Source organism: Maribacter sp. IgM3_T14_3 (assembly GCF_049603095.1).
GTDB lineage: Bacteria > Bacteroidota > Bacteroidia > Flavobacteriales > Flavobacteriaceae > Maribacter.
This window is the reverse complement of record NZ_CP187138.1, coordinates 3,269,057-3,282,422: the sequence shown is the minus strand read 5'-3', so window position 1 is coordinate 3,282,422 and position 13,366 is coordinate 3,269,057. Positions and strand designations below refer to the sequence as shown.

General features: G+C 35.1%; 16 protein-coding genes. 9 read left to right on the top strand and 7 right to left on the bottom strand.

All coding sequences use genetic code 11. The features are described 5' to 3' along the window. Positions 1-83: 83 nt before the first annotated feature. The 6 genes from ACPF9A_RS14690 to ACPF9A_RS14665 form a co-directional block, all read right to left on the bottom strand. Positions 84-983 (bottom strand): DUF6503 family protein, encoded by a 900-nt coding sequence (locus ACPF9A_RS14690; protein ID WP_423998138.1) that lies wholly within the window; start codon positions 981-983, stop codon positions 84-86. Positions 984-1,018: 35 nt separating this feature from the next. Further along, positions 1,019-1,807 carry an SDR family NAD(P)-dependent oxidoreductase gene (locus ACPF9A_RS14685; protein WP_423998136.1) on the bottom strand — a complete coding sequence of 263 codons (789 nt, stop codon included), beginning with the start codon at positions 1,805-1,807 and terminating at the stop codon, positions 1,019-1,021. A gap of 292 nt (positions 1,808-2,099) precedes the next feature. Beyond that, positions 2,100-3,902 carry a translational GTPase TypA gene (gene typA / locus ACPF9A_RS14680; RefSeq protein WP_423998134.1) on the bottom strand — a complete coding sequence of 601 codons (1,803 nt, stop codon included), beginning with the start codon at positions 3,900-3,902 and terminating at the stop codon, positions 2,100-2,102. Positions 3,903-4,007: 105 nt separating this feature from the next. After that, positions 4,008-4,553, bottom strand: coding sequence for a hypothetical protein (locus ACPF9A_RS14675; RefSeq protein ID WP_423998132.1), 546 nt, complete (start codon positions 4,551-4,553; stop codon positions 4,008-4,010). A 52-nt stretch (positions 4,554-4,605) separates the two neighbouring features. Further along, positions 4,606-5,190, bottom strand: coding sequence for a hypothetical protein (locus ACPF9A_RS14670; protein WP_423998131.1), 585 nt, complete (start codon positions 5,188-5,190; stop codon positions 4,606-4,608). Between the two features lie 89 nt (positions 5,191-5,279). After that, a complete protein-coding gene (locus ACPF9A_RS14665; RefSeq protein WP_423998129.1) occupies positions 5,280-5,753 on the bottom strand; it encodes a hypothetical protein in 474 nt (157 codons plus the stop codon). Between the two features lie 176 nt (positions 5,754-5,929). Here ACPF9A_RS14665 and kdsA point away from each other — a divergent pair, with 176 nt between their 5' ends. Next, positions 5,930-6,748 carry a 3-deoxy-8-phosphooctulonate synthase gene (gene kdsA / locus ACPF9A_RS14660; RefSeq protein WP_423998127.1) on the top strand — a complete coding sequence of 273 codons (819 nt, stop codon included), beginning with the start codon at positions 5,930-5,932 and terminating at the stop codon, positions 6,746-6,748. Between the two features lie 29 nt (positions 6,749-6,777). Further along, positions 6,778-7,548: a hypothetical protein gene (locus tag ACPF9A_RS14655; RefSeq protein ID WP_423998125.1), complete on the top strand. Its 771-nt coding sequence runs from the start codon at positions 6,778-6,780 to the stop codon at positions 7,546-7,548. A 67-nt stretch (positions 7,549-7,615) separates the two neighbouring features. Here the strand turns inward: ACPF9A_RS14655 and ACPF9A_RS14650 are convergent, their stop codons facing one another. After that, complete coding sequence (locus ACPF9A_RS14650; RefSeq protein ID WP_423998123.1) at positions 7,616-8,056, bottom strand: DUF1801 domain-containing protein; 441 nt, start codon at positions 8,054-8,056, stop codon at positions 7,616-7,618. A gap of 79 nt (positions 8,057-8,135) precedes the next feature. Between ACPF9A_RS14650 and ACPF9A_RS14645 the strand changes: the two genes are divergently transcribed. The 7 genes from ACPF9A_RS14645 to ACPF9A_RS14615 all read left to right on the top strand — a co-directional run bounded on the left by ACPF9A_RS14645 (position 8,136) and on the right by ACPF9A_RS14615 (position 13,358). Further along, entirely contained in the window at positions 8,136-8,780 is a 645-nt protein-coding gene (locus tag ACPF9A_RS14645) for a DUF1361 domain-containing protein (RefSeq protein WP_423998121.1), read from the top strand. 50 nt (positions 8,781-8,830) lie between these two features. Continuing rightward, the gene (locus ACPF9A_RS14640; protein ID WP_423998119.1) at positions 8,831-9,742 is read left to right on the top strand and encodes a phospholipase A; all 912 of its coding nucleotides are present in this window, start codon (positions 8,831-8,833) and stop codon (positions 9,740-9,742) included. A gap of 339 nt (positions 9,743-10,081) precedes the next feature. Continuing rightward, positions 10,082-10,717, top strand: a complete 636-nt coding sequence (locus ACPF9A_RS14635; protein ID WP_423998117.1) for a hypothetical protein — start codon at positions 10,082-10,084, stop codon at positions 10,715-10,717. A 21-nt stretch (positions 10,718-10,738) separates the two neighbouring features. After that, on the top strand, positions 10,739-11,029 hold the full coding sequence (locus ACPF9A_RS14630) for a winged helix-turn-helix domain-containing protein (RefSeq protein WP_324023561.1): 291 nt from the start codon (positions 10,739-10,741) through the stop codon (positions 11,027-11,029). A 55-nt stretch (positions 11,030-11,084) separates the two neighbouring features. Further along, positions 11,085-11,537, top strand: coding sequence for a Coq4 family protein (locus tag ACPF9A_RS14625; RefSeq protein WP_423998114.1), 453 nt, complete (start codon positions 11,085-11,087; stop codon positions 11,535-11,537). Between the two features lie 127 nt (positions 11,538-11,664). Then, positions 11,665-13,065: a DUF4173 domain-containing protein gene (locus tag ACPF9A_RS14620; RefSeq protein WP_423998112.1), complete on the top strand. Its 1,401-nt coding sequence runs from the start codon at positions 11,665-11,667 to the stop codon at positions 13,063-13,065. Beyond that, positions 13,065-13,358, top strand: coding sequence for a hypothetical protein (locus ACPF9A_RS14615; RefSeq protein WP_423998110.1), 294 nt, complete (start codon positions 13,065-13,067; stop codon positions 13,356-13,358). The genes ACPF9A_RS14620 and ACPF9A_RS14615 overlap by 1 nt, the downstream gene beginning before the upstream one ends. The last annotated feature ends 8 nt before the right edge of the window (positions 13,359-13,366 follow it).

Genomic DNA, 13,366 nt, shown 5'->3' with positions numbered 1-13,366 from the left:
AGGCTCCAAATCCTTATAGTACAGGATAGAAAAATCCCAAAGAGAACTTTGGGATTTTTTTTATCCTAATAATTTATAAAATACTATTCTAGAATCTTCGAATCTGCAGGAGCATCAAAAAAGTCTTTAGGCAATTCTTTTTCGAAAGATACATTGGTGAAATCAATTTTAGTAATATAATCTCCCGGTTGATTATTTTTCACCGTCCAGTACGTTTTAAATCCGCCTGGCATAGTAATACCATCTACCACTTGTTCGCCAATAAATTCGGTAAACTTTTCTGGAGCGTGACCACCATCTTTAAAGTACTCAGGGTATGAAACGATGTACCTCATAACCGCTATTTTGCTTGTGTCTTTATTTACATATAAAATATAGTAATCATCTGGAGCATCACCTGTTTCGGCATCAAAGGTTACTTTAACCACATTATAATCTTGACCTTTAAATTTCTCGGCATCGAGCAACTCTAGGTTTACCCCTTCCCCACTTAAAACAAACGGATGACCAACAAACCATAATGGTGTTAGCGCCCAAAATTTAGTGTCGTATGCAAATGCCGTACTATCTTTAGCTTTTACCCAAGCTTGTTCACCCGTCCAACCAAATTTCGCAGAACTATCTGCAGCACTTGTATGCACAGATCTGTTGCTCCACGTATCTACGGTTTGGTAACTATCTCTAGCCGTTTTACCATCTAGAGGTTGGTAATTGAAACGAAATGAAATTGGACCGTTTGCGAACCAAGTATCCAATCCACCATGGGCTTCCATTGCGTTCCAAATAACTTTTCCTGCTTCTGTAGTATCTAGTCTTTCTTTTGTTTTTGCAACTCTTGAAGACACCCAAGATTCAGGTATTTCAATTACAGTAGATTCTGCAACCACTTCTTTAGCGGGTTCAGTTACCGATTTAGGGGTTTCTTTACAGGATATAATAACTGCAAATAGTGATAAAAGTGAAAATTTGTAAAGTAATTTCATAGTTGTGTGCCGTTTGGTTGATTTCCTAATTTTGATCACACGGCTTTATGATCTAAACTAGCCATTTTACGTTCCTCATAATTTTCTGCCACCACCTTATCTAACTCTGCCGGTGCTTCAAAATTTAAGGTATTTTCTTTAAGTCGGTCATCACCACCAAAAATAACTTGAATCTCTTTATTAAATAATCCTTCTAATGAACGTTGGGCAACATACTCTGGCGCATCCATCTTTCTACCCTTAAATTTTTGCATCATTTCAGTATCTGTAGCAGTGGGAAAGGCACAGGTAACCGACACTTTAAAAGGTGCCAATTCTCTACGCATAGAATCTGAGAACTGACGAATAGCTGCTTTTGTGCTACCATAAACCGCATAAAATGGCATCCCTATTAATCCTAATCCCGATGAAATATTCAAAATATATGCATCTTCAGAAAATTTCATTAATGGAATACAATATTTGGTCAATAGCATTACTGCCGTAAGGTTAACAGCAACTTGATCATACAGGTCTTCATCTTGAATGTCCTCTAAAGGACCTGCAGCTACGATACCCGCATTATTTATTAAGATATCTAAATGTCCCCATTTATCTTCTATACGTGCAGCAACGTCTTGTAAAACTTCAATATTGGCTACATCACCTGCAATTCTAATGAATGTTACCTCTGGATATTCTTCTGAGAGTTGTTTTAGGTTCTGTTTATCGCGAGCAATAACGGCAATATTGGTAACTCCGCCATTTATAAGTTCTTGAACCATACATTTTCCGATACCACGAGTACCACCCGTAATAAGTACATTTTTACCTTTTAGTTGCATAATAGTGTTCGTTTGAGTTGCGTTTAAATTCCACTTTAAATTAAATAAAAATCGATGTAGAAACGAAGAAAAACGAAGGATAGCTATATTATTAACGAAGTAGGAAAATCTACCTTAATTTATTGCATTTTTCTTAACCATAAGGCGCATATACACCATTTACATCGCTGAAATTCAAAATACGTAGAGAGTCATAAATCAATACTTGAGCATGAGAATCAAAAAAGCCACCCTATTAGGTGGCTAAAATTCTATAAGGCATAAAAAAGCCCCTTAAAAGGGGCTCTACTATTTATGCTATTTTATTTCTCTTACGTTCATTTTCGGTCAAATAGATTTTACGTAAACGTAAATGTTTTGGAGTAACCTCAACATACTCATCTTTTTGAATGTATTCTAATGCCTCTTCTAAAGAAAACTTAATTGCTGGAACAATTTTAGCTTTATCATCAGCACCAGAAGAACGAACGTTAGACATTTTTTTAGTCTTTGTAATATTAACGGTCATATCATCTCCACGAGAGTTTTCACCGATAACTTGACCTTCGTAAATATCTTCTCCTGGATCAACGAAGAACTTACCACGATCTTGTAATTTATCAATAGAATAAGGAATTGCTTTTCCTCTTTCCATAGAGACTAAAGAACCATTCTGTCTTTGAGGAATATCACCTTTCATTGGTTGATACTCTAAGAAACGGTGTGCCATAATCGCCTCACCAGCAGTAGCGGTTAATAATTGGTTACGAAGACCAATAATACCACGTGATGGAATTTGGAATTCACATAACATACGGTTACCCTTTGCCTCCATTTTAGTCATTTCACCTTTACGGATAGATACCATTTCAACAGCTCTACCAGAAACTTCTTCAGGTAAATCAATTGTTAAATGCTCGATAGGCTCACATTTTACACCATCAATTTCTTTAATGATTACTTGTGGCTGACCAATTTGCATTTCATAACCTTCGCGTCTCATTGTTTCAATAAGAACCGAAAGGTGTAATACACCACGACCAAATACTAAAAACTTATCAGCACTGTCAGTTGGGTTTACACGTAAAGCAAGGTTCTTTTCTAATTCTCTGGCCAAACGATCTTTAATATGTCTAGAAGTAACAAATTTACCATCTTGACCAAAAAACGGGCTGTCGTTAATAGTAAACAACATACTCATTGTAGGCTCATCGATAGTAATTGTCTTTAATGCTTCAGGATTTTCTAAATCAGCAACAGTATCACCAATTTCGAAACCTTCAACACCAACTAAAGCACAGATATCACCTGTTTCAACAGACTCAACCTTTTTACGACCTAGACCTTCGAAAACATAAAGCTCCTTGATTTTAGATTTCACGATACTACCATCGCGTTTTACCAAAGAAATTTGTTGTCCTTCTTTTAAAGAACCTCTTTGCAATCTACCAATAGCAATTCTACCGGTAAATGAAGAGAAATCTAAAGAAGTGATCAACATTTGAGTATTCCCTTCTTTTGGTTCGAAAACAGGAATATGCTCAATAACCATATCTAATAATGGCTCAATATTGGTAGTTTCGTTTTTCCAATCATCGCTCATCCAGTTGTTCTTAGCAGAACCGTAAACTGTAGGGAAATCTAACTGCCACTCTTCAGCACCTAATTCGAACATAAGATCGAAAACTTTTTCATGTACTTCTTCTGGAGTACAGTTTTCTTTATCAACTTTATTGATTACCAAACAAGGCTTTAAACCTAGGTCGATAGCTTTTTGAAGTACGAAACGTGTTTGTGGCATAGGCCCTTCAAAGGCATCAACCAATAATAAAACACCATCTGCCATATTCAATACACGCTCAACTTCACCACCGAAATCGGCGTGACCAGGAGTATCGATAATATTTATTTTAGTATCCTTATATATAACGGAAACGTTTTTGGAAGTAATGGTAATACCACGTTCTCTTTCCAAATCGTTATTATCCAAAATTAAATCACCTGTATTCTCGTTTTCACGAAACAAGCTACAGTGGTACATTATTTTGTCTACCAAGGTGGTCTTACCGTGGTCAACGTGCGCAATGATCGCAATATTTTTTGTAGTAGTGGACATAAGGTCTTATTTAAGCGTGCAAAGATACTTTAAATAATGATAGCTGCACTTAAACTTATGTTATTTTTATCTTATTGATTTTGAGAGAGTTCCATAATACAAATCTTACTTTTTTCTACCCCCAATAACCCAACCTAGTCTAGCATCAATTAAAATACCCGCATCTGTATTAAATTCATCTACAAATATAGCCGGACCGAAAGCCAGTCCAAAATAGAATCCTTTTTTATAAGTACGCTGTAAACCATACACTAACGCAGTATTATAGAAGTAGTCTGATGCATATTCAAGATTACCAATAATGGGCTTGCCAAATTGTAAATGATTTAAAAAACTAATGTAGTTACCGGTATTACCAGATGTATTTTTACCTTTTCTAAGCCTTCTATCAAAATTGATGTACTGCCTAACATCTGCTCCTACACCAGGATATAGTCCGAAATTGGTATCTCTACCTGACCCTCCATTAAGTTCAAAACCTAAAAACGCCTCTAAGTTTAATGTTGTTTTAGAACCAACACCCAGTTCGTATGATACCCCTGGCGCCAACAAATTAGCTTTAAAGAGTCCGTCTTCTACTTGTCTACCATTTTGTGCAAAGAGGGAAAAAGAAAACATAAGAATTGCTGAAAGAAGGGTGATTTTTTTCATGATTTTAGTTGGTTTGGTTTTATTTGGGATGTATATCAAACATCAGACCAGTTTAATCAAAAACCGGTTTTGTAGATTTTCTTTTTGTTGCTACCCATCCAAAATTTAAGTTTACCATAAAACCATGACCGTTATCCAGACCGTCACCCCTAAAATAACCATAACCAATTTCCCCATTAAAATTAAACCCCTTTCTATTGGTACGTTGCACCCCATACACTCCGCCATAGAAAGCAAAGGCATAGTTACTATTTCCGTCAGATATATTATCAGAAAACTGAACAGGTTCCCAGAAAATGCTGCGTGCAGGACCAAAGTAATTTGCAGAATTACCTACCGTATTCTTATTGACATCTAAACGCTCTTGAAAATTATGGTAATATCTTATTCTGGTATGCCAAGCAAAACCTAAAGCATAGCCTTCTTGGTATCTTGCAAATGCTGGAGTAAAACTGGTTGATGCACTTACATTTTTAAATAAGCCCAACTCATATCTAATACCAGGACCAAGTAGATTAATTGTAAATTGATGACGCTCTAGGTTGACGAGTCCGTTACCTTTTTCAGAAAAATCCCTAATCTGAGCGTGTGCTGTCGTAATAGATAAGAATAAAAAAATCAGCGTAATTTTTTTCATATAGTTAGATTGAAGTTGCATTTAAAACTACATGTTTATAAAAAGGTAACCATCTGATTTAATGAAATATTAAGAAAATACTTACGGAATTAACGACCTACACACCAGCGTTTTTCACTAATAATGAAGCCAATACTTAAGTTCGCTACCGGGTAAATTCCGCCTTCAAATTGTCCGTCATAATACGCTGCGCCTACATCTACAGAAAAGTTGAAACCAGAATCGAAACTACGTTGTATACCTGTCACCAAACCGGCATAACCGAAAGCCCCCTCTACATTCTCATTAGCAATTGTTCGAGAACTAGGAAAAAATACTGCTACCGCTGGCGCCACATAATTTGCCGAGTTACCATAAATCTGTTTTCTATTGCGCTGACGCTTTTCAAAATTATAATAGTAGCGATATTGCCCAGCTATTGCGGGAAAAACTCCGAATTCTCTATACACATCTGGCAACAAAGGATCTAAAGCAACTTGAATACCTGCTTTGATATCAAGGGTAGTATTGGTGCCCAAAGCCATTTCGTATTCAATACCGGGATTAATTAGATTGATCTTCACCTGCCTAAGCTCACAATTTTTACCAAACTGAGCATTGACATTGCACGTAAAAAATACTAGCGAAAATAAAATTAGACACGGTTTGATTTTCATTTCGATTTGGGGTTTCGACAATCTTATCTTAATAGAACAGTAAGCTTCTTAAAATAGTATCTTTGTTTAAAAATATTCGACGAATGAACTTATCTCTTATACCCCAAATAAAACATACCGACAGCAATAATTTCTTTCTACTTTCTGGACCTTGCGCCATTGAAGGTGAAGATATGGCGATGCGTATTGCAGAGCATATTATTACCATAACCGATGAGCTTAAAATACCTTATGTATTTAAGGGTAGTTTCAAGAAAGCAAACCGTAGTCGTTTAGATTCGTTCACAGGTATTGGAGATGAAAAGGCATTAAAAATTCTACGTAAAGTTTCTGAAACATTCAAAGTACCAACAGTTACCGATATACATACTGAGCAAGATGCAGTTATGGCTGCCGAGTATGTAGATGTACTTCAAATACCTGCATTTTTAGCACGCCAGACAGATTTAGTTGTTGCCGCTGCACAAATAGGAAAAACGGTAAACATCAAGAAAGGACAATTTATGAGTCCTGAGAGTATGAAACACGCCGTTAATAAAGTTACGGAGACCGGAAACCAACAAGCAATTATTACCGATCGTGGTACAATGTTCGGCTATCAAGATATGATCGTAGATTTTAGAGGTGTACCTACCATGAAACAATATGCACCTGTAGTTTTAGATGTTACACATTCGTTACAACAGCCGAATCAAACATCTGGTGTAACAGGTGGTAGACCAGCATTAATTAGTACTATGGCACGTGCAGGTGTTGCTGCAGGTGTTGACGGACTCTTCATAGAAACACATTTCGATTGCGCCAATGCAAAAAGCGACGGAGCCAACATGTTAGATTTAGGATTGATGAAGAAACTATTGACAGATTTAGTGGCGTTGAGAGCTGTTGTTAATGAGTTTTAGTCAAATTATTTCTATCAGCAAATTTTATAATGACCGAAGAAGATATAGTCAGAGGGTTTTGGCATTTTAATCCAGAAAAAGAATGGCCTCCTAAAAAAATTACAAAAGTAGATGAGTATAAAGGTGGTGATAGATTAAACTTAGATATTACACAACAGTCATATCTAAGCGCTTACCAACAAACTCAGTTAGTTAAAAAATGGTGTGATTACCTACCTGAACTAACAAAAGTAAAATACATTTGGTTTACTTCTAAAGTAAACCAAAAAACTTTTGAAGCAGTTTGTGAAATGCCAAATCTAGAGGGCATCTGGATTAAATGGAGCGGCATAAAAAACATCGATAAAATTGTAAAATTAAAATCATTAAAGCATTTTCATCTTGGTAGTTCTTCACAAATTGAAAGTATCGCGCGCTTAGCAGATATGAATTCTTTGATAACATTAGAACTTGAGCACATTAAAAAAATCAATGGATTTGAACCGATTTCTAAATGCTTGAAACTAGAAGGACTTGCCATAGAAGGGAGTATGTGGTCTACTCAAGAAATAAAGAATTTAAAACCGATTGAAAAGCTGAAGAACCTGAAATATTTATCTTTAATGAACACTAAAGTTCTAGATGCTTCATTAAAACCATTGTTACAATTAAAACAACTCAAAAGATTTGATTCATCATTGAACATACCTTCTCAGGAGATTACCAATTTAAAAAAGATAAAAACATTAGAATTCGGCAATGTCCCTGCAGAATATTTGGATGTAAAAACACAAGTCAGAAATAAATTAAAATGGTTGTAAAAGGAATAATAAACTTAGCGGTTGTTTTTGAACAAGACATCTATCAAGCTAAAATTATACTATTATTTTAATCCTTCCGCTTATAAAATCCGTTTTGACGAACAGCATAAGCGTCATTTAATACATCAACTAAAATATCGTTATCGATATCTTCAAGGGTACTATAACGCAAAGAACGTACTACTTTTCTATTTTCAGAAATTAGTACGTTCAAATGTTTTGTAAGGTGCGCAGAGTTCCAAAAAGCAATATCTACAAACTGCTTTTTGTGCGAGGCATTCAAATAACAGATGGGAGATTTACCGATATAAAAACAGGGAATATTCCATTTAAACTTCAATTCTACCTTTGGCAAAGTCGTTTCAATCATCATTTGCAAATGCATCAGAATACCTCTATACGGTTCTGGTTGATTGAAAATGTAGTTCTCTGCTGGTTTCATGGTCATAAAAATACACAAATAGATAGTTCTATCCGTAGAACAAAATCCGAATTCATACGTATCCATAATTTTTAAAATAAGGAATTTTCTTACAATATTATTACTACGGGCTCGTTATTGCTTAGACCCCAAATCGCTCATTCTCATGAATTTAATTGCCACTAGAAATTCTATATTTCAAAATAGAATTATACAATTAACCGGCTTAGCAGCTGTTTTACTTGCTTACAGAATCTATATTTCTGGCACCACAGATTTTCTATTCATGTTCTGGAATTTATTTTTGGCTGCCATTCCCCTTTTTGTATCAAGACAGTTGATGGCAAATGTTCGCCTAGGGCAATCAAAAATTTTAAGGTATTCACTATTCTTTTTATGGGTTCTGTTTTTACCTAACAGTCCGTATATCATCACAGACCTCATACATTTAGACAACTCTGCAGCAACAATTTGGCTAGATATGCTCATGCTGTTCATATTTGCCCTTAGCGGTTTATTATTGGGTGTGTTATCGATGATGGATGTATTCTCTTATTTACGGAAACACAATCACCCTTTTCTCGCCAATATGATGTTATTGGGCGTTTCTTTGTTAAGTGGTTTCGGAATTTTTCTTGGTCGTTTTCTTCGATTTAATTCATGGGATATTATTGCCAGACCCCAATTACTTATGCAATGTATATTTAAATCGCTCTTACTTTGGAACGCTTGGTTATGGATCATTGGCTTTGGAGCTTATATCTGGATATCTTTTTGGGTACTTAAACCATATTTGAGAGGAAGAAGATAATTATAGACTTTTATAGGGTAATGACTATTTTTGCCGCTTAATTCAAGCATATGGGCAGGCATTCATTAACTATCGGTTTTGTAATCACCTTCATTTTAGTTTTGTCAAATTTCAAGGCTTTCGCTCAAGAAGACCATGACCACAATTGGTATTTCAACAATAGTAAAAGCTTAAGTGAATTATGGGAGCTCGATGATGAGCACCAACGTGGTACATTTATTCTTACCTCTTACAAACCTATATATATAACCGCCGCAAAATTCTCTACCAACCCTAATGAATTTCCACAGGCAGAAAATTCAGAGAAAGTTTTAGATGAACCTAGTAGTTTAAACGCTGTAGAGTCAAAATTTCAAATCAGTCTAAAAACCAAAATATTTCACGGTATGTTCGATGGTCGTATGGATTTATGGATGGGCTATTCGCAGACCGCATACTGGCAAATTTATAATACAGAGCGTTCAAGACCATTTCGAGAATTGAACTATCAACCTGAAATAATCGCAAACTTTCCTGTTAAGTTTCCGATATTGGGGTTTGAGACTAAAATGATCGGAGCCGCTATAATTCATGAATCTAACGGACAGTCAGACCCAATTTCTAGAAGCTGGAACCGTATTGCTTTCCATGCAGCATTCGAGAAAGGAAACTGGCAGGTAATGCTAAAACCTTGGATACGTATAGGGAGCAAGATTGATGACAACGAAAATATATCTGATTATATAGGGCGTGGTGAAGCTGATATTACGTATGACTGGGGTAGACAGCGTTTTAGAGCAATTGCAAGACACTCATTGAATTTGGGAGATAAAAGTCGCGGGAGTTTACAGCTCAACTGGTCTTTTCCTATTTTCGAAAACTTCAACGGTCATTTTCAATTGTTCGATGGCTACGGCGAAACGCTCATTGATTACAACCATCGACAAACCACATTTGGTATTGGTGTTTCTTTAATTAATTAAGCGCTTTAAAAAGGCTATACACCTACTCTATTATTAGATATACAGTCCGTTTTTATATAAATTACTGATGGAAATTCTACGCAGATTTCTGATTTTATCATCCATTTTTATTGTTGATGTGCACATATGTATTCTCCATAGAATTTTTATTACAATATTTCTGGCCAAAACAGGAAACCTCCTTAAAACATTAAGTTCAAAAGAAATTAATACGTAATAAAATTTAATCATCTTCCTCTTTCTAAGCTTACAATAAAGCATCTTCGCTTACTTTTTTTTCTTCAGTTTTGTTGAATAATCAAATGTTTAATTTAACTTTGTATTTCAAAGTACTTTAATATGGAGACAAATAAGTATCTAAACGATATTACCGAAATCAAGAATTTAATGAATCGTTCTTCACGGTTTATTTCATTAAGCGGACTCTCAGGCGTACTTGCAGGGATCTATGCTTTGATCGGAGCTGGCTTTGCTTATGTTAAGCTAAAAGATACCTCAGCTGCCAATTATGAAAACTTTTCTGGTAGGTCTTCGTCACTTTGGGGATCAGATACTGTTAGCGATTTAACTTTAATTGCTATTGCCGTTTTGGTAGCAGCAGTAATTACCGGTTTTATAATGACCTTGAAAAAATCTAAAAAAAGTGGAGAGAAAATTTGGGACAGTACTAGCAAGCGACTAGTATTCAATTTCGCTATTCCGTTAGTAGTTGGCGGACTGTTCTGCTTGGTATTGATGCAACAAGGCATAGCTGGTCTTGTGGCACCTGCTACCCTCATTTTTTATGGGCTAGCTTGTGTAAATGCTAGCAAGTACACCATGGGCGATGTTCGATATATGGGGTTGGTTTTTATAGGAATAGGACTAGTTAGTACACAATTTATAGGATATGGATTGTATTTTTGGGCTTTAGGGTTTGGCGTTTGCCACATTTTATATGGCGCATTAATGTATTATAAGTACGACAGAAATTAAGATCAGCCCAGCTATAGATATATGAGTTTAATTGACAACATAAACAAAGCTTTTGACCACCGAATACGTTTGGGCATTATGTCTATTCTAATGGTGAACGATTATGCTGATTTTAAAATGCTAAAAGAACTTTTAGGTGCCACCGATGGTAATTTAGCCAGCCACACCAAAGCACTTGAAAAGGAAGAATACATAAAAGTGGAAAAGCAATTTATAGGCAGAAAACCAAACACACGCTATTCTGCCACTCCGCTTGGCAAAGCAGAGTTTAAGAAGCATATTAATGCTTTAGAAAAACTAATAGGTAAGTAGTATATTTTTTTATCATTTTACTTTGAAATTCAAAGTACTTTTAAAATAAGAGATAATGAGAGCAGCCATTTTAGAAAAATTATATGATTGGAGTGTAGCACCCTATCAATACTTCAAGAAAAATGAAGCTTGGCAATATAATGCTGAAGAGTTAAAAGAGTATTCGAGCAATTCTTTAGGCTATCACATGGGTGTATTTCTTATTGCCAACAGCTTTCAGTTGCAAGAAAAACTAGAGAGTCATGATGTATTTCATGTACTCACGAACACGGGAACTACGGTTCCCGAAGAAATAAGCATGCAGTTCTATTTAATGGGAAATGGAAAAAGAAGTCTTTACCTATTTACCGTCATATTAATAGGCACTATGCTGTATCCGGAGTATTGGAAGTTCTTTATATCGAAATATAACTGTGGAAAATCTGCACTACCCTTTCATCAATTAAATTTTCAGAAACTGCTGCATCAACCCATCCAACGAATAAAGTCTACATTTTTAATTCCATAGAAACATGATACTAGAATCATCTAAAATTTCAAACTCCCGTAAGACAGTGCACCTCATTCTTGGTTACTATCTCTTATTAATAATCATAAAAATCAAATCACTAATAACCTTCTAAATACACCATATTATGAACGTTCATATAAAATCAATCTTATCTGCATTAGCCTTCAGTTTACTATTCTACAGCAAAAGCTTCGGTCTAAATCTATTTCTTATATCCATTTTAGTAGTGGCACTTGTTTCTACCTTAAAAGAAACTAGAACCATGTCTTGGGGCTATGCACTTACCTATATTATTACTTCCATATTTATACTCATTAACCCGACAGGGTTTACCATATTTGTTCATTTCATGGCATTAATGGTATTTGTAGGCAAGTCCATTTCAAGCAAAACATCTTTATACCTTTCGTGGTTACTTGGCTTTACCAATTTATTGGTTGCGGCAATTGCAAATTTCATTCAAAGACAAAATTCGGTAGAAGAAAAAATTGTGAAGAAAGAAACTTCGCCAAAACTGATGAACCGTTTAAAAGGTGGCTTCTTCGCTTGTGTTCTATTAATCTTATTTGCCACGCTTTATAAGAATGCGAATCCTGTTTTTGAAAATCTGGTAGACCAAATCTCTTTTGACTTTATAAGTTTCCCTTGGGTATTCTTCACATTTTTGGGGTATGTTATATTTCTAAACATTTTACGTCCTTTAGATGCACAAGAATTAATAGCAGTTGATGCATCTCAGAAAAACGAATTGGAGACTCCGACCGAAATAGAAATAATAGGTCAAAAAAAGCAACTTGAAAGTGAGCATACTTTAGGCTCATTTATATTTATCGCCCTTAATTTTTTACTGGTATTCTTTTTAGTAACAGATGGTATTTACCTATTCCAAAAAACCGATATTTCTAATGCAGAATATTCGGCATCTGTTCACCAAGGTGTGTATGCACTTATGTTTTCGATAGTACTAGCCATTATATTAATTCTTTATTTCTTTAGAGGAAACCTCAATTTTTATAAAGAGAATACGCAAATAAAAACGCTTACCTACATTTGGATCACTCTAAATAGTATACTAATCGTTTTTACATCTTATAAGAACCTCACGTATGTTGAAGAATTAGGTCTTACCTACAAACGCATTGGTGTATTCGTATACTTGCTACTCACCCTTACCGGATTAATTACAGCCTATATTAAAGTGGCGGAAGTAAAAAGTTTCATCTATTTAGTACGTACCAATATCGCCACAATGTTCGCATTCTTAGTACTAAGCGCTGCAGTGCCGTGGGATAAAACAATTACGTATTTTAATTTAAGTACACTTGAAAATCCTGATATTCATTACCTCATCGATTTAGGGGATACTAATAGCATTCAGTTATATAACTATGCTAAAGAGAAAGAAGTTAATTATGATTTAAAGATTAGTATTCAAGAAAAACACGAAGAATACATCACCTTACAATCAGAAAAAACATGGCAAGAATATACGTTTGCCCAACTAGCTAAAACCGATACGCAATAATGGCTTTATTTAAACATAAATGGAACCGTAGAATTGTGTGGATAGTTTCATTGTATTTTCTAGTCTCAACTTTACTACTGTGTATTGCCTTAATACCAGAAACTAAAATTACTACAGTTATAGGTATTATGCTATATCTCAGCTATATCATCATTACCTGCATAGCATTGATTATAATTTTGATAAATGTACTTAGGTATTCGAAAGATATACAAGAGCATACCATGGCGCTCATATTACTGATTATAAATTACCCCGTAAGTATGCTTTATATCTATTTAACAAACGCATAAATGTCCAA